This window comes from Salmonella sp. 32070601201500089SM (genome assembly GCF_017573605.1).
In the GTDB taxonomy this organism is placed as follows: Bacteria; Pseudomonadota; Gammaproteobacteria; order Enterobacterales; family Enterobacteriaceae; genus Salmonella; species Salmonella enterica.
Window position 1 is genome coordinate 454,136 of record NZ_JAGETK010000001.1, and the last position, 21,564, is coordinate 475,699.

General features: G+C 53.8%; 19 protein-coding genes. 13 read left to right on the forward strand and 6 right to left on the reverse strand.

What is annotated here, in order from left to right; all coding sequences use genetic code 11:
• Positions 1-2 precede the first annotated feature (2 nt).
• From J4728_RS02240 to J4728_RS02255, 4 genes are all read left to right on the forward strand, one after another.
• Entirely contained in the window at positions 3-950 is a 948-nt protein-coding gene (locus tag J4728_RS02240; protein WP_208211045.1) for a sugar kinase, read from the forward strand.
• A 9-nt stretch (positions 951-959) separates the two neighbouring features.
• Positions 960-1,943 (forward strand): aldo/keto reductase, encoded by a 984-nt coding sequence (locus J4728_RS02245; RefSeq protein WP_079834902.1) that lies wholly within the window; start codon positions 960-962, stop codon positions 1,941-1,943.
• A gap of 129 nt (positions 1,944-2,072) precedes the next feature.
• Positions 2,073-2,831, forward strand: a complete 759-nt coding sequence (locus tag J4728_RS02250; protein ID WP_000719104.1) for a DeoR/GlpR family DNA-binding transcription regulator — start codon at positions 2,073-2,075, stop codon at positions 2,829-2,831.
• 135 nt (positions 2,832-2,966) lie between these two features.
• Complete coding sequence (locus tag J4728_RS02255; RefSeq protein ID WP_208211046.1) at positions 2,967-4,325, forward strand: MFS transporter; 1,359 nt, start codon at positions 2,967-2,969, stop codon at positions 4,323-4,325.
• 102 nt (positions 4,326-4,427) lie between these two features.
• On the opposite strand, the gene pncA is transcribed toward J4728_RS02255, so the two are convergent.
• From pncA to sppA, 3 genes are all read right to left on the reverse strand, one after another.
• The gene (pncA, locus tag J4728_RS02260) at positions 4,428-5,084 is read right to left on the reverse strand and encodes a bifunctional nicotinamidase/pyrazinamidase (protein ID WP_000184707.1); all 657 of its coding nucleotides are present in this window, start codon (positions 5,082-5,084) and stop codon (positions 4,428-4,430) included.
• A gap of 26 nt (positions 5,085-5,110) precedes the next feature.
• On the reverse strand, positions 5,111-6,127 hold the full coding sequence (ansA, locus tag J4728_RS02265) for an asparaginase (protein WP_001170134.1): 1,017 nt from the start codon (positions 6,125-6,127) through the stop codon (positions 5,111-5,113).
• A 95-nt stretch (positions 6,128-6,222) separates the two neighbouring features.
• Positions 6,223-8,079 carry a signal peptide peptidase SppA gene (gene sppA, locus J4728_RS02270; RefSeq protein WP_001259871.1) on the reverse strand — a complete coding sequence of 619 codons (1,857 nt, stop codon included), beginning with the start codon at positions 8,077-8,079 and terminating at the stop codon, positions 6,223-6,225.
• A gap of 173 nt (positions 8,080-8,252) precedes the next feature.
• On the opposite strand from sppA, the gene J4728_RS02275 reads away from it, so the two are divergent.
• The 3 genes from J4728_RS02275 to topB all read left to right on the forward strand — a co-directional run bounded on the left by J4728_RS02275 (position 8,253) and on the right by topB (position 11,919).
• A complete protein-coding gene (locus J4728_RS02275) occupies positions 8,253-8,804 on the forward strand; it encodes an NAD(P)H nitroreductase (protein ID WP_208211048.1) in 552 nt (183 codons plus the stop codon).
• 117 nt (positions 8,805-8,921) lie between these two features.
• Positions 8,922-9,965: a selenide, water dikinase SelD gene (gene selD, locus J4728_RS02280; RefSeq protein WP_208211050.1), complete on the forward strand. Its 1,044-nt coding sequence runs from the start codon at positions 8,922-8,924 to the stop codon at positions 9,963-9,965.
• Positions 9,966-9,969: 4 nt separating this feature from the next.
• Complete coding sequence (gene topB, locus J4728_RS02285) at positions 9,970-11,919, forward strand: DNA topoisomerase III (protein WP_001235862.1); 1,950 nt, start codon at positions 9,970-9,972, stop codon at positions 11,917-11,919.
• A gap of 29 nt (positions 11,920-11,948) precedes the next feature.
• Here the strand turns inward: topB and gdhA are convergent, their stop codons facing one another.
• Positions 11,949-13,292, reverse strand: coding sequence for an NADP-specific glutamate dehydrogenase (gdhA, locus tag J4728_RS02290; protein WP_000372865.1), 1,344 nt, complete (start codon positions 13,290-13,292; stop codon positions 11,949-11,951).
• Between the two features lie 238 nt (positions 13,293-13,530).
• On the opposite strand from gdhA, the gene J4728_RS02295 reads away from it, so the two are divergent.
• Entirely contained in the window at positions 13,531-13,806 is a 276-nt protein-coding gene (locus J4728_RS02295) for a YnjH family protein (protein ID WP_000336846.1), read from the forward strand.
• Here J4728_RS02295 and J4728_RS02300 read toward each other — a convergent pair.
• A complete protein-coding gene (locus J4728_RS02300; RefSeq protein WP_000592146.1) occupies positions 13,766-14,182 on the reverse strand; it encodes a pyrimidine (deoxy)nucleoside triphosphate diphosphatase in 417 nt (138 codons plus the stop codon). The genes J4728_RS02295 and J4728_RS02300 overlap by 41 nt on opposite strands.
• A 72-nt stretch (positions 14,183-14,254) precedes the next feature.
• Complete coding sequence (gene xthA / locus J4728_RS02305; protein WP_000673954.1) at positions 14,255-15,061, reverse strand: exodeoxyribonuclease III; 807 nt, start codon at positions 15,059-15,061, stop codon at positions 14,255-14,257.
• Between the two features lie 445 nt (positions 15,062-15,506).
• Between xthA and J4728_RS02310 the strand changes: the two genes are divergently transcribed.
• Genes J4728_RS02310 through astE form a run of 5 tightly spaced genes read left to right on the forward strand, consistent with a single transcriptional unit; the run spans position 15,507 to position 21,534 of the window.
• Entirely contained in the window at positions 15,507-16,733 is a 1,227-nt protein-coding gene (locus tag J4728_RS02310) for an aspartate aminotransferase family protein (RefSeq protein WP_023226924.1), read from the forward strand.
• On the forward strand, positions 16,724-17,758 hold the full coding sequence (gene astA, locus J4728_RS02315) for an arginine N-succinyltransferase (protein ID WP_001263889.1): 1,035 nt from the start codon (positions 16,724-16,726) through the stop codon (positions 17,756-17,758). Before J4728_RS02310 ends, astA begins: the two co-directional genes overlap by 10 nt.
• Complete coding sequence (gene astD, locus J4728_RS02320; RefSeq protein ID WP_208211052.1) at positions 17,755-19,233, forward strand: succinylglutamate-semialdehyde dehydrogenase; 1,479 nt, start codon at positions 17,755-17,757, stop codon at positions 19,231-19,233. Before astA ends, astD begins: the two co-directional genes overlap by 4 nt.
• Positions 19,230-20,573, forward strand: coding sequence for an N-succinylarginine dihydrolase (astB, locus tag J4728_RS02325; protein ID WP_050068359.1), 1,344 nt, complete (start codon positions 19,230-19,232; stop codon positions 20,571-20,573). Before astD ends, astB begins: the two co-directional genes overlap by 4 nt.
• A complete protein-coding gene (gene astE / locus J4728_RS02330; RefSeq protein ID WP_208211055.1) occupies positions 20,566-21,534 on the forward strand; it encodes a succinylglutamate desuccinylase in 969 nt (322 codons plus the stop codon). The genes astB and astE overlap by 8 nt, the downstream gene beginning before the upstream one ends.
• The last annotated feature ends 30 nt before the right edge of the window (positions 21,535-21,564 follow it).

Sequence of the window (21,564 nt, forward strand, 5' to 3'; positions counted from 1 at the left end):
ATATGGACGAAATCGAAGTTCTTTGCATAGGGGCGGCCATTGTCGACATTCCTTTGCAACCGGTTAGTAAAAATATCTTTGATGTCGATTCGTATCCATTAGAACGAATTGCCATGACCACAGGGGGAGATGCGATTAATGAAGCCACGATTATTTCGCGTCTCGGGCATCGCACTGCGCTAATGAGTCGCGTTGGCGACGATGCGGCAGGATATTTTATTCTCGACCACTGTCGGAAGGAGAATATCGATATTCAGAGCCTGAAGCAGGATGCTGATATTGATACCTCAATTAATGTTGGGCTGGTGACTGATGATGGTGAGCGCACCTTTGTCACTAACCGTAAAGGCAGTCTGTGGAAGCTAAATATTAACGATGTCGATTTTGACCGTTTTTCTCAGGTCAGGCTGTTATCACTGGCAAGTATCTTTAACAGCCCGCTGCTGGATGGCAAAGCATTAACGGCTATTTTTACGCAGGCGAAAGCGCATCAACTGGTTATCTGCGCTGACATGATCAAACCGCGGCTGAATGAAACTCTGGACGATATTCGCGAAGCGCTAAGTTTTGTCGATTATCTGTTTCCTAATATTGATGAAGCCAAAAAACTGACCGGGAAAGAGACGCTGGATGATATTGCCGATTGTTTTTTGCAATGTGGCGTAAAAACAGTGGTGATTAAAACTGGCAAGAAAGGCTGCTTTATCAAAAGCGCCGATATAAAAATGGAGGTGCCTGCGGTGGCAGGCATTACCGCCATCGACACTATTGGCGCCGGCGATAATTTTGCATCGGGATTTATCACCGCGCTGCTGGAGGGAAAAACGCTGCGTGAATGCGCACGGTTCGCCAATGCGACGGCCGCGATATCGGTACTCAGCGTGGGCGCCACAACGGGCGTGAAAAACAGAATGCTAGTGGAACAACTCCTGAATGAATACGAAGGGTAATAGCGGCAGATGAAAATGATACCTTTAGGTAATACAGATATAGCGCTTTCCCGTATGGGACTCGGCACCTGGGCTATCGGCGGCGGTCCGGCATGGAATGGCAACCTCGATATGCAGGTCTGCATCGATACTATCGTTGAGGCGCACCGTTGCGGTATTAACCTGATTGATACGGCGCCGGGCTATAACTTTGGCAATAGCGAAGTGATTGTCGGCCAGGCGCTGAAAAAATTACCGCGTAACGAGGTGGTGGTGGAGACCAAATGCGGGATCGTCTGGGAGCGGGAAGGGAGCCTGTTCAATAAAGTCGGCGATCGCCAGCTTTATAAAAATCTTTCTCCGGACTCTATTCGTAAAGAAGTCGATGCCAGTCTCCAGCGACTAGGGATTGATTATATCGATATCTATATGACCCACTGGCAGTCGGTACCGCCGTTTTTTACGCCGATTGCAGAAACCGTTGGCGTGCTCAATGAGCTGAAAGCAGAGGGGAAAATCCGTTCTATCGGGGCGGCGAATGTAGATGTCAGCCATATCCGCGAATACCTTAAACATGGCGAGCTGGACATCATACAGGCGAAATACAGCATTCTTGACCGGGCGCTGGAAACGGAGCTGCTGCCTCTATGCCGCGAGCACGGCATCGTGGTACAGGTTTATTCGCCACTGGAGCAGGGATTGTTAACCGGCACCATTACCCGTGACTATGTTCCCGGCGGGGCGCGAGCGAATAAACTCTGGTTCCAGCGTGAGAATATGTTGCGGGTTATTGATATGCTGGAGCAGTGGCAGCCATTGTGCGACAAATACCATTGCGCCGTCCCGACGCTGGCGCTGGCGTGGATATTGCGACAAAGCGAACTGATTTCGATACTGAGCGGCGCCACGTCGCCGGAGCAGGTACGAGAGAATATCGCTGCGCTGTCCATCACCTTAACGGATGACGATGCGTTATTGATGAGACAAATGGCGGAAGCGCTGGACAATCCATAAGCAATACATTACACCTCTTTTTTGGCGAAATGCAGATAAAATCTGTTATTCAAACGGCTTATTTTGAAAGTAAACATAGTCTGTGAGATACTCAACGTTTATCATGACGTCGAAAACAGAGGTGTAATCGTGGCGGCGAAAGACAGGATTCAGGCGATCAAACAAATGGTCGCTAATGATAAAAAAGTAACAGTCTCTAACTTGAGTTCAATTTTTCAGGTAACCGAAGAGACAATTCGACGCGATCTGGAAAAACTCGAAGATGAAGGCTTTTTGACTCGAACTTATGGCGGTGCGGTATTAAATTCGGCGGTGCTGGCTGACAATATCCATTTTTATAAGCGTGCAAAATCGTTCTATGAAGAGAAGCAAATTATAGCCCGTAATACGCTTCCGTTTATTAAAAACAAAACAACGATGGCCGCCGACTCCAGCAGTACGGTAATGGAATTGCTAAAACTGCTGAAAGACCGAAACGATCTTACTTTGTTAACTAATTCAGCGGAAGCTTTCCATGAACTGGCGCAATCGGACATTAATCTTGTTTCTACGGGCGGTGAGTTAAATAAAAATACGCTATCGCTGCAGGGGCGTATCACTAAAGAAATAATCAGCCGTTATCATGTTGATATTATGGTAATGAGTTGTAAAGGGCTGGATATGGCGAGCGGGGCGCTTGATTCTAACGAGGCGGAAGCTGAAATCAAAAAAACGATGATTCGCCAGGCCACAGAGGTGGCGTTATTGGTGGACCATTCAAAATTTGATCGCAAAGCGTTCGTGCGGTTGGTCGATTTTAGTCATATCCATTACCTGATAACGAATAAAACGCCAGGTGATGAATGGATCGCATTTTGCGATAAAAATAATATCCAGCTTGTCTATTAATCGATAGATTATCCTTGCCTGGATTGTTTTCGCCTGGACTATGCCAAAAAAAACGGCAGATGATAGCAAGTGCGGCAAATACCCCTTTGCCGCGAGACAATAATTTATTATTTTGCTGCGTTAGAGGCCATCCAGATGGAAGACAATGATCATATCGGCGCCAGACTAGAACGCTTACCTTTATCCCGGTTTCATTTTCGTATTTTTGGAATAATTAGTTTTGGCCTGCTATTAACGGGGTTTTTGAGTTACTCAGGAAATGTGGTTCTGGCCAAATTGATAAACAATGGCTGGTCGAATAATTATCTTAATGCCGCGTTCACATCGGCACTGATGCTTGGCTATTTTATTGGTTCGCTTACCGGCGGTTTTATTGGGGATTACCTGGGGCGTCGAAAAGCGTTTCGCATTAATTTGTTGCTTGTGGGCATCTCCGCAACGGCTGCCGCATTTGTTCCCAATATGTACTGGCTGATTTTCTTTCGTTGTCTGATGGGGACAGGCATGGGAGCATTGATTATGGTTGGATATGCTTCTTTTACCGAGTTTATCCCTCCCATTGTACGAGGAAAATGGTCCGCGCGTCTCTCTTTTGTAGGGAACTGGTCACCGATGCTGTCTGCGGGAATTGGCGTAGTGGTCATTGCGTTTTTAAGCTGGCGGATGATGTTTCTTCTTGGTGGGATAGGGATGCTGCTGGCGTGGTCTCTTTCGGGGAAGTACTTTATCGAATCGCCCAGGTGGTTAGCAGGTAAAGGGCGGCAACGCGAGGCTGAACAGCAGCTTCTCATGATTGAATCGCAAATAGAAAAAGAAAAAAGTATTGTTTTGCCGCCGCATCAGGAAAGCAATAAATCCACGGAATCGCGCTTTGAAAACGGTACATTCTGGCTCCTATTCAAAGGACAAATGTTGCGGCGCACGTTAGTGGCGATCACTGTATTGATTGCGATGAACATTTCGCTTTATACCATTACGGTATGGATCCCGACAATTTTTGTTAATTCAGGAATTGATGTTACAAAATCCATTTTCATGACCGCCATCATTATGATTGGCGCGCCGGTGGGCATATTTATCGCCGCGCTCATTATTGATCATTTCCCCAGACGGTTATTTGGTTCGCTGTTGCTTATCGTTATTGCGGTAGTAGGATATTTTTACTCAATACAGACTGAGGAATGGGCCATTCTGGTTTATGGACTAGTCATGATTTCCTTTCTGTATATGTACGTCTGCTTCGCCTCGGCGGTTTACGTTCCCGAATTATGGCCTACGCACCTTAGACTACGTGGATCGGGTTTTGTGAATGCGGTAGGGCGGATCGTCGCTGTCTTTACCCCCTACGGCGTGGCGGTTTTATTGACCCGCTATGGATCTGTCACCGTTTTTGTTGTGCTGGGTATGCTGCTGGCGGCGTGCGCGCTGATATTATTTTGTTTTGGCATTGAAACGAGAAGAGTTTCGTTAGAAGCGCTCTCCAGCCTGCGTTGAGCTTTGCCTGGTAGCGGCGCTGACGTGACGTATCCGGCCCAAAGATCTATGCAATGGTCTCACCGTTGCGTGATGTATTGACCGGATACGATACCTGCTCCGCTACCTGGCGACAGCCTGGCCCTGCGTCTCTTCCCAGTCTGCCAGCGTATACAGCGTCGCGCCTGCCGCCGCCATCTCCATAAACGCGTGTGCGCTATCCTGCGGGTGAATATTCACGCCGCGACAGCCATCGGTGATAACGTTAACGGCATAGCCCAACTCTAGCGCATCCAGCACCGTAAATTTTACGCAGTAATCGGTCGCCAACCCCATCACGATAAGCTCGGTAACGTCATGCTCGCGAAGCCAGGTATCAAGGGTAGTTTTCTGCCGATGTTCGTTGTCAAAAAACGCGCTGTAGCTATCAATCAGCGGGTTTTCACCCTTATAGATGCAGGCGTCAATCGCATGTTGGTTAAGCAGGGGATGTAACGCCGCGCCGTCGGTATGTTGAACGCAGTGATCCGGCCAGAGCGTTTGCGGCAGCCCGTCCAGCTTTCCCTGACTATAGGGTTCCGCCTGATGCTGGCTGGCGAAGCTGCCATGCTGCGCGGGATGCCAGTCCTGACTGGCCAGCACCGGAATCTGCCGGGGCTGGCACCAGTCAATAAGAGCGTTGGCGATGTCGATGGTGCTGTCGCCTTCCGCTACAGCCAGCGCGCCGCCGGCGCAAAAGTCATTTTGCAAGTCGACCAGTAATAAGGCCCGGTTTGTCATTATCTTCTCCTTGTCGTCGGGATTTTTTAATCATCCGGCGTCAATTCACCACGCAAGTTTTGCGCCATCGCGCTACGAATCGCCTGAGTGTCCAGACCCTGGCTTAACAAATAATGCAGTTTGGTTAAGGTGGCTTCGACGGTCATATCGGCACCGCCAATCACGCCAGCGTGCGCCAGCGCATTACCGGTAGCGTACCCGCCCATATTGACTCGCCCTGACATGCATTGCGTCAGGTTAACCACCACGATGCCGCGCGAACTGGCCTCTTTCAGCTCCTGTAAAAACGCTTTATTTTGCGGCGCGTTGCCTACGCCATAAGAGCGCAGAATCAGCGCTTTTACCGGCTGACGCAGAAAGTTACGTACTACCTCGGCGGAAATCCCCGGATAAATCGTTACTACGCCTATCGGCTGCGGCGTAATAGGGTGAACGATTAATTCACCAGAACCGTAGGGCGCGGGAGGCGTATTTAAACGGCGAATGTGAATTCCTGCTTCCAGCAAGGGCGGCAGATTGGGAGAGGCAAAAGCGTCAAACCCATCCGCATGGGCTTTGGTCGTGCGATTACCGCGGAACAGACGATTATTAAAAAACAGCGTTACTTCATTAATAGGGTAGTTGGCGGCGACATAAAGCGCATTCAGCAAATTAATTTGCCCGTCGGAGCGCAGCTCAGCCAGCGGAATTTGTGACCCTGTCACAATAACCGGTTTACCCAGATTTTCCAGCATGAAAGAGAGCGCCGATGCGGTAAACGCCATCGTGTCGGTGCCGTGCAGAATAACAAAACCGTCATACTCATCGTAGTGCGCTTTGATATCTGCAGCGATATGCTGCCAGTCTTCCGGCGTCATATCTGATGAATCCATCAGCGGGGCATATTCATGGATGGTAAAATCCGGCATCTCCGGGCGGTGGAATTCCGGCATCAGCGCCAGCTGGCGCTGAAGGTGCCCGGACACCGGGATATACCCTTTATCTGAGCGCTGCATACCGATAGTACCGCCGGTATAGGCAACGTAAATTGATTTCTTTTGCATGATAATGTTCAGTCGTGTCGCGAAGGACGTATTAATGATTATCGGATGGCGGCTATGAGCAGACGCCGCCATCCGGTATGGCTATTGATGAAGCATTAGCGAACGTTCGCGCAAGTCAAACAGAACGCATAACGGTTTTGCGGATCGTTAAATGCCGCCAGTTTATCCCCCTCGGCCTTCACCGTGTTGGCGGCGGAAACGAGCGGCGCCGGGAGCATCGCCTGAATGGTCTCCGGCAGCATGGCGCGTACTGATCCGGTCATACTGTCCATGACCATATCAAGGACCGTCGGTTCGTCCTGATAGTAATCAAGATGCCACTGTTTCAGTTTCGCCAGCTCCGCCGCTTTGGCGACGGCGTCGTCAAAGTCGCCGAGACTGTCCACCAGACCATTGGCTTTCGCGTCTTCTCCGGTCCAGACATGGCCTTGCGCGATTTTATCAATCTGCTCCGGCGTACGCTTACGCGCGTCTGCCACCAGTGTGATAAAGCGTTTGTAGCCGTACTCAATACTGAGTTGCATCATCTGCTGCACTTCCGGTGACAGCGCTTTGGTCATCGAAATATCCGCCAACGGCGAGGTGGAAACGCCGTCGCTGTGTACGCCAATCGACGACAGGCTGTTTTCTACCGTATTGATGACGCCGAAGATGCCAATTGAACCCGTCAGCGTGCTGGGGCTGGCCACGATATAGTTTGCCGGCGTAGAGATCCAGTAACCGCCGGAGGCCGCCATGCCGCCCATTGAGACCACCACCGGTTTGCCAGCCGCTTTTGCCGCCGCCAGTTCGGCGCGGATAACTTCGGAGGCGTTGACGCTACCGCCTGGGCTATTGACGCGCAGCACAATCGCTTTCACTTTAGGATCAAGGCGTGCGTCGCGGATCTGCGATGCCGTAGTGTCGCCGCCGACATTCCCTGGCGTTTCTTCGCCATCCATAATCGCGCCATTGGCGAAAATAACCGCAATAGTACCGCCGGTATCCGCAGGCGTTTTCAGCGAATAATCGTAATAGCTGATCGCGCGATAGTTATTTTCGGTTTTGCTCCAGCCAAACTGCTTCGTCAGCGCTTTTTCAACATCTGCGCTGGAGGCGAGGGCGTCCACCAGTTTATGGTCGAGCGCATATTTGGCGGTGTCGCCGCCCACGCTAGTTAACCCGTCGATAATAGCCTGCGCGCCGGGGAAGAGTTGTTGCGGCGAAATCTGGCGATTGGCGGAAACGGTATGCAGGTAGTTCTGCCACAGTTCGCCTATCCAGCGGCTGTCGGCCTCGCGGGCGGCGGGCGACATATCGTCGCGGATAAACGGCTCGACGGCGGATTTATAGGTGCCGACCCGGAAAACGTGGGTAGAGACTTTCAGCTTATCCAGCAGCGTTTTGTAGTACAGGCCATTCGTAGCGAAGCCGTGAAGATCTACCTGACCCTGTGGGGAAAGCCAAATTTTATTAGCGAAACTGGCGAGATAATACTGACCCTGGCTGTAGTTTTCACCCACGGCGAAAACCGGTTTGCCGCTGTCGCGGAATTCGCGCAGCGCTTTACCGATATAGCGCATTGATGGCTGATCGGCGCCGGTGAAGTTTTTCAGATCCAGAACGATACCCGTGATATTACGGTCATCTTTCGCCTGACGAATAGCGTTGACGATGTCAAACAGGGAGTTTTCCTGCAGACGGTCGGAGCTGGCGCCAAATAACTGGCGACCCAGCGCGCCCAGACGATGATTGGTGGAGGGTTTATCCACAATGACGCCGGAAATATCCAGCAGCAGAGCGCCGCGCGCGGTTTGCTCACTGTTGCTGCCGTTACCGATCTGCATCCAGATCCCAACGCCCACCAGGACCAGAAAAATAAAGAACAGGTTGAGTACCATTTCACGGACGAAGTTCAACACTCGCCACGTCCATTTAAAAAATCCGGCAATAAATCGCCACAGGGTTCGCATGTATTCTCCCTATCTGAGTAACAACGCTTGTACCTTGGTGAGGATAAAGCATTAAGATGTGGCTATCGTAATGACCCATCAGGCAGTTGTCAGCAGGAATCACTGCCTGCGCTGTAACAAAATCCGCTCCCGTGTTAATTTTGTGAATAAATATCATTGCTGGAGTTAATCAAATGGATGCACTAGAACTGCTGGTCAACCGTCGTAGCGCCTCTCGTCTCGCAGAACCGGCGCCTGTCGGAGAGCAATTACAGAACATTCTGCGGGCGGGAATGCGTGTTCCCGATCATAAATCTCTACAGCCATGGCGTTTTTTTGTGATTGAAGGAGAGGGGCGCGACCGCTTCAGCGCCGTACTTGAACAAGGCGCTGTCGCTGACGGGGGCGATGAGAAAGCGATCGAAAAAGCGCGTAATGCGCCGTTTCGCGCACCGCTGATTATTACCGTGGTGGCGAAATGCGAAGAAAACCATAAGGTTCCGGTGTGGGAACAGGAGATGTCTGCCGGATGCGCGGTGATGGCGATGCAAATGGCGGCGATTGCGCAAGGGTTTAATGGTATCTGGCGTAGCGGCGCATTAACGGAGAGCGCTATTGTGCGGGAAGCCTTTGAGTGCCGCCCGCAGGATAAAATTGTTGGTTTTCTCTATCTCGGCACGCCGCAGCTCAAAGCGTCAACGACGATCAGTACCCCCGACCCCACGCCGTTTGTGCGTTATTTCTGACGCTGAGGGATAAAACTGTCTGGATTCTGAGCAAAGGCGCGGTAATTCAGACAGTGATACTTACCACATCAGGGAATGAGCGCTACCATAGCGCGAATGCAATGACAGGAGATGTCCATGAGCGAGCAAGCCATTCGTTTAACGCAATACAGCCACGGCGCTGGTTGCGGTTGTAAAATTTCCCCTAAAGTGCTGGAGACTATCCTGCATAGCGAGCAGGCGAAGTTCGTCGACCCGAACCTGCTGGTGGGTAATGAAACCCGCGATGATGCGGCGGTTTACGATCTGGGTAATGGCACCAGTATCATCAGCACCACCGACTTCTTTATGCCGATAGTCGACAACCCGTTTGATTTTGGCCGCATTGCGGCAACAAACGCCATCAGCGATATTTTTGCGATGGGCGGCAAACCGATTATGGCGATCGCGATCCTTGGCTGGCCGATTAACACCCTGTCGCCCGATATTGCGCGTGAAGTGACCGAGGGGGGGCGCTTTGCCTGCCGTCAGGCTGGTATCGCGCTGGCGGGCGGACACTCTATTGACGCCCCGGAGCCGATCTTTGGTCTCGCGGTCACAGGCGTAGTGCCGACCGAACGGGTGAAGAAAAACAGTACCGCGCAGGCGGGATGCAAACTCTTTCTGACCAAACCGTTGGGGATTGGCGTGTTGACCACCGCCGAGAAAAAATCGCTGCTTAAACCTGAACATCAGGGGCTGGCGACGGAAGTCATGTGTCGGATGAACGTTGCTGGCGCGGCGTTTGCCAATATCGACGGCGTAAAAGCTATGACTGACGTTACCGGTTTTGGCCTGCTGGGGCACCTGAGCGAGATGTGCCAGGGCGCAGGCGTGCAGGCGCTGCTTTGCTATCAGGACATCCCTAAACTGCCGGGCGTGGAAGAGTATATTGCTCTGGGCGCCGTACCGGGCGGCACAGAGCGCAACTTCGCCAGCTATGGTCATCTGATGGGCGACATGTCGCGTGAAGTTCGTAGCCTGCTGTGCGATCCGCAAACGTCAGGCGGTCTGCTGTTGGCGGTAACGCCGGACGCCGAAGACGATGTTAAAGCCACCGCGGCGGAATTTGGTATCGATCTGACCGCGATTGGCGAACTGGTCGAGGCCCGCGGCGGTCGCGCTATGATTGAGATTCGTTAACCTGATGCGGTTGTTTATTGCCGAAAAACCGAGTCTGGGGCGCGCCATTGCGGATGTGCTGCCAAAACCGCACCGTAAAGGCGATGGTTTTATTGAGTGCGGAAACGGGCAGGTCGTCACCTGGTGTATTGGTCATTTGCTGGAACAGGCGCAGCCGGATGCGTATGACAGCCGTTATGCGCGCTGGAATCTGGCTGACCTGCCTATCGTGCCGGAAAAATGGCAGCTTCAGCCTCGTCCTTCCGTCACCAAACAGCTCAATGTGATTAAGCGCTTTTTGCATCAAGCCGGTGAAATTATTCACGCCGGCGACCCAGATCGCGAAGGGCAGCTTCTGGTTGATGAAGTGCTGGATTATCTCCAGCTTCCTGCCGAAAAGCGCCAGCAGGTGCGGCGTTGTCTGATAAACGACCTTAACCCGCAGGCGGTCGAGCGTGCTATTGATAGGCTGCGAGCGAACAGCGACTTCGTGCCGCTGTGCGTCTCCGCGCTGGCGCGAGCGCGAGCGGACTGGCTGTATGGCATTAATATGACCCGCGCTTACACGATCCTGGGCCGGAATGCCGGCTATCAGGGCGTGTTATCCGTGGGACGCGTGCAGACGCCGGTACTGGGGCTGGTGGTGCGGCGAGACGAAGAGATTGAGAACTTCGTCGCCAAAGACTTCTTTGAAGTGAAGGCGCACATCGTTACGCCTGCCGACGAGCGTTTTACCGCTATCTGGCAGCCGAGCGAGGCGTGCGAACCTTATCAGGATGAAGAGGGGCGCTTGCTTCATCGTCCGCTGGCGGAGCATGTAGTGAACCGAATCAACGGTCAGCCCGCGCTGGTAACCAGTTATAATGATAAACGGGAATCAGAATCCGCGCCGCTGCCGTTTTCGCTCTCGACGCTACAGATTGAAGCCGCCAAACGCTTTGGCCTGAGCGCGCAAAACGTGCTTGATATTTGTCAGAAGCTATATGAAACCCACAAACTGATTACCTATCCGCGTTCCGACTGCCGTTATCTGCCGGAAGAACACTTTGCCGGACGGCAGGCGGTCATGAACGCGATTAGCGTCCACGCCCCGGATTTACTGCCGCAGCCTGTGGTTAATCCTGATACGCGCAATCGCTGCTGGGATGACAAAAAAGTGGATGCGCACCACGCGATTATTCCGACGGCGCGCAGTTCTTCTGTCCATTTGACGGAAAACGAAGCGAAAGTGTACACCCTGATTGCGCGTCAGTATCTGATGCAGTTCTGCCCGGACGCGGTGTTTCGTAAATGCGTTATTGAACTGGAAATCGCCAAAGGAAAATTTGTCGCCAAAGCGCGTTTTCTGGCGGAGGCCGGTTGGCGGACGTTACTGGGCAGTAAAGAGCGCGACGAGGAAAACGACGGTACGCCGCTGCCGGTTGTCGCCAAAGGTGATGAGTTGCTGTGTGAAAAGGGGGAAGTGGTCGAACGCCAAACCCAGCCGCCGCGTCATTTCACTGATGCGACATTGCTTTCCGCGATGACCGGAATTGCCCGCTTCGTGCAGGATAAAGATCTGAAAAAGATCCTGCGCGCGACCGATGGGCTGGGGACGGAAGCCACGCGCGCCGGGATTATCGAGCTGCTGTTCAAACGTAGCTTTCTGACCAAAAAAGGGCGCTACATTCATTCTACCGATGCTGGCAAAGCGTTAATACATTCGCTGCCGGAAATGGCGGCCCGTCCAGATATGACCGCGCACTGGGAATCTGTTTTGACGCAAATCAGCGAAAAGCAGTGCCGTTACCAGGATTTTATGCAACCGCTGGTCGGCACGTTATATCAGCTGATCGATCAGGCTAAGCGCACGCCGGTGAAGCGCTTCAGAGGGATAGTCGCGCCAGGCGGCGGAGACAAGAAAAAGAGCGCGCCGCGTAAGCGAGCGGGCAAAAAAAGCCCGCCTGCTGAGGAGACAGGCCGTCAGACCGAATAAGCGTAAAGCTATCTGGCCTGACGACGGGATTAAATGACGCCCTGCGCCAGCATGGCGTCGGCGACTTTCACGAAACCGGCGATGTTGGCGCCCTGAACGTAGTTGGTATGCTTATTGTCGCCGCCGTACTCGACACAGGCGTGGTGGATATCCAGCATAATGTGATGCAGACGGGCGTCCACTTTCTCGGCTTTCCAGCTCAACCGCGCGGCGTTCTGCGCCATTTCCAGCCCTGATGTCGCCACGCCGCCCGCGTTGGCGGCTTTACCCGGCGCAAACAGTACGCCCGCTTCAAGGAAGAGATCGGTCGCTTCAATCGTGGTTGGCATATTTGCCCCTTCCGCCACGGCTTTTACGCCATTGGCAATCAGTACGCGCGCGGCGTCAACGTCCAGTTCGTTCTGCGTCGCGCATGGCAGGGCGATATCCACCGGTACGCTCCAGGGCTGCTGGCCTTCCAGATAGGTTAAGCCAAACTCACGGGCGTAGTCAGCGACGCGACCGTCACGGCTGGCTTTAATTTCACACAGACGCGCCAGCTTCTCTGGCGTGAAGCCACTTTCATCGACCACCGTCCCGCTCGAATCCGAAGCGGTAACCACGCGCGCGCCAAAGGCCATCGCTTTCTCAATGGCGTATTGCGCTACGTTGCCGGAGCCGGACACGGCGACGCGCATCCCTTCGAAACCGAGACCATGACGTTTAAGCATCGCTTCGGTGAAGTAGACCAGGCCATAGCCCGTCGCCTCCGGACGAATCAGGCTGCCGCCGAAGGAAAGCCCTTTGCCGGTGAAGACGCAGGCGCTGTTATTGGAAAGCTTGCGCATCATTCCCGCCATAAAGCCCACTTCGCGCCCGCCCACGCCGATATCCCCGGCAGGCACGTCGGTATCCGGCCCTAAATGGCGATACAGTTCAGTCATCAGCGCCTGGCAGAAACGCATCACTTCGCCTTCGCTTTTCCCTTTCGGATCGAAATCGCTGCCGCCTTTACCGCCGCCCATCGGCAACGTGGTGAGGGCATTTTTAAAGGTTTGCTCAAAGCCGAGGAACTTAAGGATGGAAAGGTTTACCGAAGGATGGAAGCGCATACCGCCTTTATAGGGGCCGATAGCAGAGTTGAACTGCACGCGCCAGGCGCGATTTACCTGCACCTGGTTTTTGTCGTCCAGCCACACTACGCGAAACTGAATTACGCGCTCTGGTTCAACCAAACGTTCCAGTAAAGACATGTGGCGGTAACGGGGGTTTTGTTCAAGAAACGGCCACAGGGTGGTCATGACTTCACGGACGGCTTGCGCGAACTCGGTTTGATGCGGGTCGCGCTTTTGAACATGGTTGAGGAACGATTCCAGAGAACATGTCTGATCCATAGATATAAAAACCTCTTATATATTAATGTGGTTGTATTTGCGTTTTATCAGAATATGTATTTGCAGTTTTCGACTATACCATCAGCAATGTGACGGTAAGCAAGAAAAAAATGACGCTGCTAAGTAAATTCATAACGGGGCGAGGGTCATAACTAAAAGCGATGACAAAAGAAGATTAAAGTTTTCACGGCGGCTTACCGTTATACTGAGAATATACTTAGAAAAATAAGGAAATCCTATGTGCCGAAGCCTCGTGGTCGCCGTGATGGCGATAATGCCAATGGTCGGGCTGGCAAACCAGAACAGTCGTCCTGATATTCAGGTGAATGTCCCGCCGGAAGTTTTCAGCACGCGCGGTCAGTCGTCCCAGCCCTGCATTCAGTGCTGCGTTTACCAGGATCAGAATTACTCCGAAGGCGCGGTAATAAAAGTGGAAGGCGTCTTGCTCCAGTGCCAGCGTGACGAAAAAATCATCAGCACGAATCCGTTAGTCTGGCGTCGCGTAAAGCCATAAACGCCTGCAATAGCGGAATATCCGCCGGGGCGAGGGGGTACTCCAGCGCCTCTTCCGGCGTACACCAGGCTAATGCCTGATGTTCCAGCGCACGTATCAGACCGTTAAACGCAGGCACATGCCAGGCGTGCAAATGTATTCGTCGGCCAGACACGTCGCGTTGATGGCTGGCGATATAGACGCCGGGCGTGGCGTCAATCCCTAACTCTTCGCGTAGCTCGCGGATAAGCGCCTGCGGTTGGGTTTCGCCGGGTTCGACTTTACCGCCGGCAAACTCCCATAAACCGGCTTGATCCGCATGAACTGGGCGCTGGGCCAGCAGTATTTTGCCGTCGCGTTCAATGATGGCGGCAACAACATCGAGTTTTTTTATCATTGTCGTTAAGGTCGTTATTCCTGCCGGGAAGCGTCGCGCTATCCCGGCCTTACGGTTAATCAGAAAGCGGAATCAAACACGAAACGTCGCCCAGACCGGCGCATGGTCGGAGGGTTTTTCCATACTGCGAATGTCGTAGTCTATACCGGTTTCTGCGCAACGTTCCGCCAGCGGAGCGCTTGCCAGCAAGAGGTCAATGCGCAGTCCGCGATTATCCACGAAACCTTTTGAGCGGTAATCAAACCACGAAAATTTATCCATCGTTTGCGGATTCGCCTGACGGAACGTGTCCACTAATCCCCACTTCAGTAACCGTGACATCCATTCACGCTCCTCCGGCAGGAAGGAGCATTTACCGGTACGCAGCCAGCGTTTGCGGTTTTCTTCGCCGATGCCAATATCCAGATCGGTCGGGCTGATATTCATGTCGCCCATAATTAATACCGGATTATCGCACTTGAGTTCCGTTTCAAGATAGTTTTGCAAGTTCTGATAAAACTGCGCTTTCGCGGGGAACTTCAACGGATGATCCCGGCTTTCCCCCTGCGGGAAATAGCCGTTAATGACGGTGATATTACCCAGCGGCGAGGGGATTTCCGCCATGATAATGCGGCGTTGCGCCTCTTCGCCATCATCCGGGAAACCGCGTCTGACGGAAATGGGCGTGGCTTTTGTTAGCAGCGCGACGCCGTAATGGCCCTTTTGTCCATGATAGAAAACGTTATAGCCCAGCTTCGCGACCTCTTCGAGCGGGAACATTTCGTCGTGGACTTTTGTCTCCTGTAGACCGATCACATCGGGCTGGTGTTTTTCGACAATCGCTTCAAGCTGATGGGGACGGGCGCGCAGGCCGTTGATATTAAAAGAGACAAATTTCATAGTCACTGCCACTTTGCAAGGTGAATCGTGTTGGGATGGTAACAGAAATTTTACCGGGTGACTGCCACTCATCGTCAGATTCGGCCAATGGAAGCGTATGGTGTTTTCTATAGCGCGAAAATGGCACGGTTTGCGTGCAGATGCGCCAGAACGGGGCGGTAATTTCCAGTAAATTTCGTATAAGATCACAATTCCAGAATTATATTTGGCAACTGAATAATATTTCGCTTTTTCCTCTTTTTAGCCACCGATTATGCGGAAATATTCACTTTTCATGCAGTAAAAGTGAATATCGCTACGCTGTAACCCATTGATTTACCGTTTATCACTTCTGTTTATGCAATGTTAACGCTGGCTGGCACGAATGCTGCAATCTACATTTACAGCGCAAACACTTATATTAATTAACATATAAATAACTTTATTTTTACCAAAAGAGGTCGCTATGTCTCTGTCAGTTACGCGCGAAAACTTTGATGAATGGATGGTGCCGGTATATGTTCCCGCGCCTTTTATTCCTGTACGCGGAGAAGGCTCACGCCTGTGGGATCAGCAGGGGAAAGAGTACATTGATTTTGCTGGCGGGATCGCGGTCAACGCATTGGGACATGCGCATCCGGCGCTGCGCGAGGCGTTAAATGAACAGGCGAATCGCTTCTGGCATACCGGGAACGGTTACACCAATGAACCGGCGCTGCGACTGGCGAAAAAACTGATCGACGCGACCTTCGCCGAACGCGTTTTCTTTTGTAATTCAGGCGCTGAAGCAAATGAAGCTGCATTAAAACTGGCGCGCAAATATGCCCACGATCGTGTCGGCAACCATAAAAGCGGCATTGTGGCCTTTAAAAACGCGTTCCATGGCCGCACGCTCTTTACCGTCAGCGCTGGCGGTCAACCCACCTATTCACAGGACTTTGCGCCGCTGCCGCCGGATATTCGTCATGCAGCCTATAACGATCTGAACTCCGCCAGCGCGCTCATTGATGACAATACCTGCGCCGTGATCGTAGAACCGGTGCAGGGCGAGGGCGGCGTGATCCCCGCCACGAAAGCTTTTTTGCAGGGGCTGCGTGAATTGTGCGACCGGCATCAGGCGTTACTGATTTTTGATGAGGTGCAGACGGGCGTCGGACGTACCGGCGAACTGTATGCATATATGCATTATGGCGTTACGCCCGATATCCTGACGACCGCTAAAGCGTTGGGTGGCGGCTTCCCGATCGGCGCGATGCTGACCACGCAAGACTATGCCAGCGTCATGACGCCAGGCACGCATGGCACCACCTACGGCGGTAATCCGCTGGCGACGGCAGTTGCCGGAAAAGTACTGGATATCATCAATACGCCGGAGATGCAAAACGGCGTCAGACAGCGCCACGATGCGTTTATTGAGCGTCTAAATACCCTTAATGTGCGTTTTGGCATGTTCAGTGAAATTCGCGGGCTGGGGCTACTGCTTGGCTGTGTGCTACAGACGGAGTTTGCCGGAAAAGCCAAACTCATCGCCCAGGAAGCGGCAAAAGCAGGCGTGATGGTGCTCATTGCCGGTGGCGACGTGGTGCGTTTTGCGCCAGCGTTAAATGTGAGCGACGAGGAGATAGCCACCGGGCTTGATCGTTTTGCCATGGCGTGCGAACGCCTTCAGACGGGAGGCGCATCATGCGGGTGATTCGTCCTGTCGAACATGCGGATATCGCCGCGCTGATGCAGCTTGCAGGCAAAACGGGCGGCGGCTTAACCTCGCTACCGGCAAATGAAGCGACGCTGGCGGCCCGCATTGAACGCGCGCTAAAAACCTGGTCCGGCGAGCTGCCAAAAGGCGAACAAGGGTATGTATTCGTTCTCGAAGACAGTGAAACGGGTGAGGTCGGCGGGATCTGCGCCATTGAGGTCGCGGTCGGCCTTAACGACCCCTGGTATAACTATCGTGTCGGTACGCTGGTTCATGCCTCCAAAGAGCTGAATGTATATAACGCGTTGCCAACATTATTCCTGAGTAATGATCACACTGGCAGCAGTGAGCTTTGCACGCTGTTTCTCGATCCCGAATGGCGTAAAGAGGGTAACGGCTACCTGTTGTCAAAATCGCGCTTTATGTTTATGGCCGCGTTTCGCGATAAATTCAATGAGAAAGTGGTGGCGGAAATGCGCGGCGTCATTGACGAGCACGGTTATTCTCCCTTCTGGCAAAGTCTCGGCAAACGCTTTTTTTCTATGGATTTCAGCCGGGCGGATTTTTTATGCGGTACCGGGCAAAAAGCGTTTATCGCCGAGCTGATGCCCAAACATCCTATTTATACCCACTTCTTATCTGAAGAGGCACAGGCCGTGATTGGCGAAGTCCACCCGCAAACGGCGCCAGCCCGCGCGGTGCTGGAAAAGGAAGGTTTTCGCTATCGCCACTATATCGACATCTTCGACGGTGGGCCGACGCTGGAGTGTGATATTGACCGCGTGCGGGCCATTCGTAAAAGCCGACTGGTGGAAGTCGCGGAAGGGCAACCCGCGCCTGGCGACTATCCGGCATGTCTGGTCGCCAATGAAAACTATCACCACTTTCGGGCCGCGCTGGTGCGTGCCGATCCGCAGACTTCACGGCTTGTACTTACCGCCGCGCAGTTGGATGCGCTGAAATGTCGCGCGGGCGACCACGTTCGGCTGGTACGCCTTTGCGCTGAGGAGAAAACCGTATGACGCTATGGATAAACGGCGACTGGATAACCGGTCAGGGCGAACGCCGCCGCAAAACGAACCCGGTGAGCGCGGAGATACTTTGGCAGGGGAATGACGCTAATGCGGCACAGGTCGCCGAGGCCTGTCAGGCGGCGCGCGCGGCGTTTCCTCGTTGGGCCAGACAGCCTTTTGCCGCACGACAGGCTATCGTAGAGAAATTTGCCGCCCTGCTGGAGGCGCATAAAGCCGAGCTCACGGAGGTCATCGCACGTGAAACCGGTAAACCGCGCTGGGAGGCGGCGACGGAAGTGACGGCGATGATCAATAAGATTGCCATCTCGATTAAGGCTTACCACGCCAGAACAGGCGCACAAAAAAGCGAACTTGTCGATGGCGCCGCGACGTTGCGCCATCGTCCTCACGGTGTGCTGGCGGTATTCGGCCCTTATAACTTTCCCGGCCATTTACCGAATGGCCATATTGTGCCCGCGTTGCTGGCAGGCAATGCGCTGATCTTCAAACCTAGCGAGCTAACGCCATGGACCGGGGAAACGGTAATAAAACTCTGGGAACGGGCGGGGCTACCGGCAGGCGTTCTTAATCTGGTGCAGGGCGGCCGGGAGACCGGACAAGCGCTAAGTTCGCTCGACGATCTCGACGGACTGCTGTTTACCGGCAGCGCCAGTACCGGATATCAGCTTCATCGCCAGCTATCCGGCCAGCCGGAAAAAATCCTGGCTCTTGAAATGGGCGGAAACAACCCGCTCATTATTGAGGATGTGGCAAATATAGATGCGGCGGTACATCTGACGCTGCAATCGGCGTTTATTACCGCCGGACAGCGCTGTACCTGCGCGCGACGCCTTCTGGTAAAACAGGGTGCGCAGGGAGATGCATTTCTGGCGCGGCTGGTTGACGTTGCCGGACGTCTGCAGCCCGGCAGATGGGACGACGATCCGCAGCCGTTTATCGGCGGACTGATTTCAGCGCAGGCGGCACAGCATGTGATGGAGGCCTGGCGTCAACGAGAGGCATTAGGCGGGCGCACGTTACTGGCGCCGCGGAAGGTCAAAGAGGGAACCTCTCTGCTGACGCCTGGCATCATTGAGCTGACGGGCGTCGCGGATGTGCCGGATGAAGAGGTGTTTGGTCCGCTGCTGAACGTCTGGCGTTATGCGCATTTCGATGAGGCGATTCGTCTGGCGAATAATACCCGTTTTGGTCTGTCGTGTGGGCTGGTGTCGACGGATCGCGCGCAGTTCGAACAGCTCTTGCTGGAGGCGCGGGCAGGGATCGTTAACTGGAATAAACCGCTCACCGGGGCAGCGAGTACTGCGCCGTTTGGTGGTGTCGGCGCGTCTGGCAACCATCGGCCCAGCGCCTGGTATGCCGCCGATTATTGCGCCTGGCCGATGGCCAGTCTGGAATCTCCCGAACTGACGTTGCCTGCGACATTAAGCCCCGGCCTCGACTTTTCTCGCAGGGAGGCGGTATGACGGCGCATGAAGTTAATTTTGACGGGCTGGTGGGGCTTACGCACCATTATGCCGGGCTATCCTTCGGCAATGAGGCATCGACCCGCCACCGTTTTCAGGTGTCGAATCCTCGTCTGGCGGTAAAGCAGGGGTTGCTAAAGATGAAAGCTCTGGCGGATGCCGGCTTTCCCCAGGCGGTGATCCCGCCGCATGAGCGGCCTTTTATTCCGGCGTTGCGTCAGCTCGGCTTCACGGGTAGCGATGAGCAGATTCTGGATAAGGTTGCGCGTCAGGCGCCACGCTGGCTTTCCAGCGTGAGTTCCGCGTCGCCAATGTGGGTTGCGAATGCGGCGACGGTTTGCCCATCGGCAGACGCGCTGGACGGGAAAGTTCACCTGACGGTGGCGAATTTAAACAATAAATTTCATCGCGCTCTTGAGGCGCCTGTTACCGAAGCGCTGCTACGCGCCATATTTCGCGATGAAAGTCAGTTTTCAGTGCATAGCGCGTTACCGCAGGTCGCATTATTGGGAGATGAAGGCGCGGCGAATCATAACCGTCTTGGCGGCGAGTATGGTTCGGCAGGCGTGCAGCTTTTTATCTATGGGCGCGAAGAGGAGAATGAAATACGACCCGCTCGTTATCCGGCGCGCCAGAGCCGCGAAGCTAGCGAGGCCGTGGCGCGTCTTAATCAGGTGAATCCGCAACAGGTTATCTTCGCTCAGCAAAACCCGGAGGTCATCGATCAAGGCGTATTCCATAATGATGTGATCGCCGTTTCGAATCGACAGGTATTGTTTTGTCACGAAGCGGCGTTTGCCCGGCAGAAAGTGCTCATTAATCAGTTGCGTACGCGCGTTGACGGTTTTATGGCGATAGAGGTGCCCGCCGGCGAGGTTTCTGTATCAGATGCTGTGGCGACCTACCTGTTTAATAGTCAGTTGCTAAGCCGTAACGACGGCTCAATGCTGTTAGTGTTGCCGCGGGAATGTCAGGACCATGTCGGCGTCTGGCGCTATCTGAATAAGCTGGTGGCGGAGGATAACCCCATCAGCGCGATGCAGGTGTTTGATTTGCGAGAAAGTATGGCCAACGGCGGCGGCCCGGCCTGTCTGCGATTACGCGTGGTGTTAACAGAAGAAGAACGAAGGGCGGTGAATCCAGCGGTAATGATGAATGACGCTCTGTTTACGGCCCTTAACGCGTGGGCGGATCGTTATTATCGCGATCGCCTGACCGCTGCCGATCTGGCCGATCCGTTATTATTGCGAGAAGGCCGGGAGGCGCTGGATGTGTTAACGCGTCTGCTGGATTTGGGGTCGGTTTATCCTTTCCAGCAAACGGGGGCGGCTGATGGATAACTTTCTGGCGTTGACGCTAAGCGGCACGACACCACGGGTGACGCAGGGGAAGAGCGCGGGTTTTCGCTGGCGCTGGTTAGGTCATGGTCTGCTTGAACTCACGCCCGATGCGCCGGTCGACCGCGCGTTAATTCTTTCTGCGGGGATACACGGCAATGAAACCGCGCCGGTCGAGATGCTGGATAAGCTGCTGTCGGCGCTGTATTCAGGCAGCTTGACGTTAACGTGGCGAGTGCTGGTGGTACTCGGCAATCCGCAGGCGCTGGCGGCGGGAATACGCTATTGTCACAGCGATATGAACCGTATGTTTGGCGGGCGTTGGCAGTCCTTTGCCGAAAGCGATGAAACGCGGCGGGCGCGTGAGCTGGAGCTCAGTCTGGAGACCTTCTTTTCATCTGGCCATGCGCGGGTACGCTGGCATCTGGATCTGCATACCGCCATTCGTGGCTCGCATCATTTGCGTTTTGGCGTATTGCCGCAGCGCGACCGCCCGTGGGAGACAGGTTTTCTGGCGTGGCTGGGCGCGGCAGGACTGGAGGCGTTGGTATTTCATCAGGCGCCAGGCGGTACGTTTACGCACTTTAGCTCTGAACATTTCGGCGCGCTTTCCTGCACCCTGGAGTTGGGAAAGGCGTTGCCGTTTGGGCAAAACGATCTGACGCAGTTCAGCGTAACCTCGCAGGCGTTGTCGGCGCTGCTGAGCGGTGTCGAAACGTCAACCTCGTCTTCGCCGCCGCTACGCTATCGGGTGGTGTCGCAAATCACGCGTCACAGCGACAAGTTCGCGCTTTATATGGATGCGCAAACGCTGAATTTTACTGCCTTTGCAAAGGGAACGTTGCTGGCCGAGGAGGGGGATAAGCGTGTGACGGTGACGCATGACGTTGAATATGTTCTCTTTCCTAACCCCGCTGTCGCCTGCGGATTGCGGGCTGGATTAATGCTGGAAAGACTGCCCTGATAAACGTCCCTGTAAGCTCACGTTAGGGTT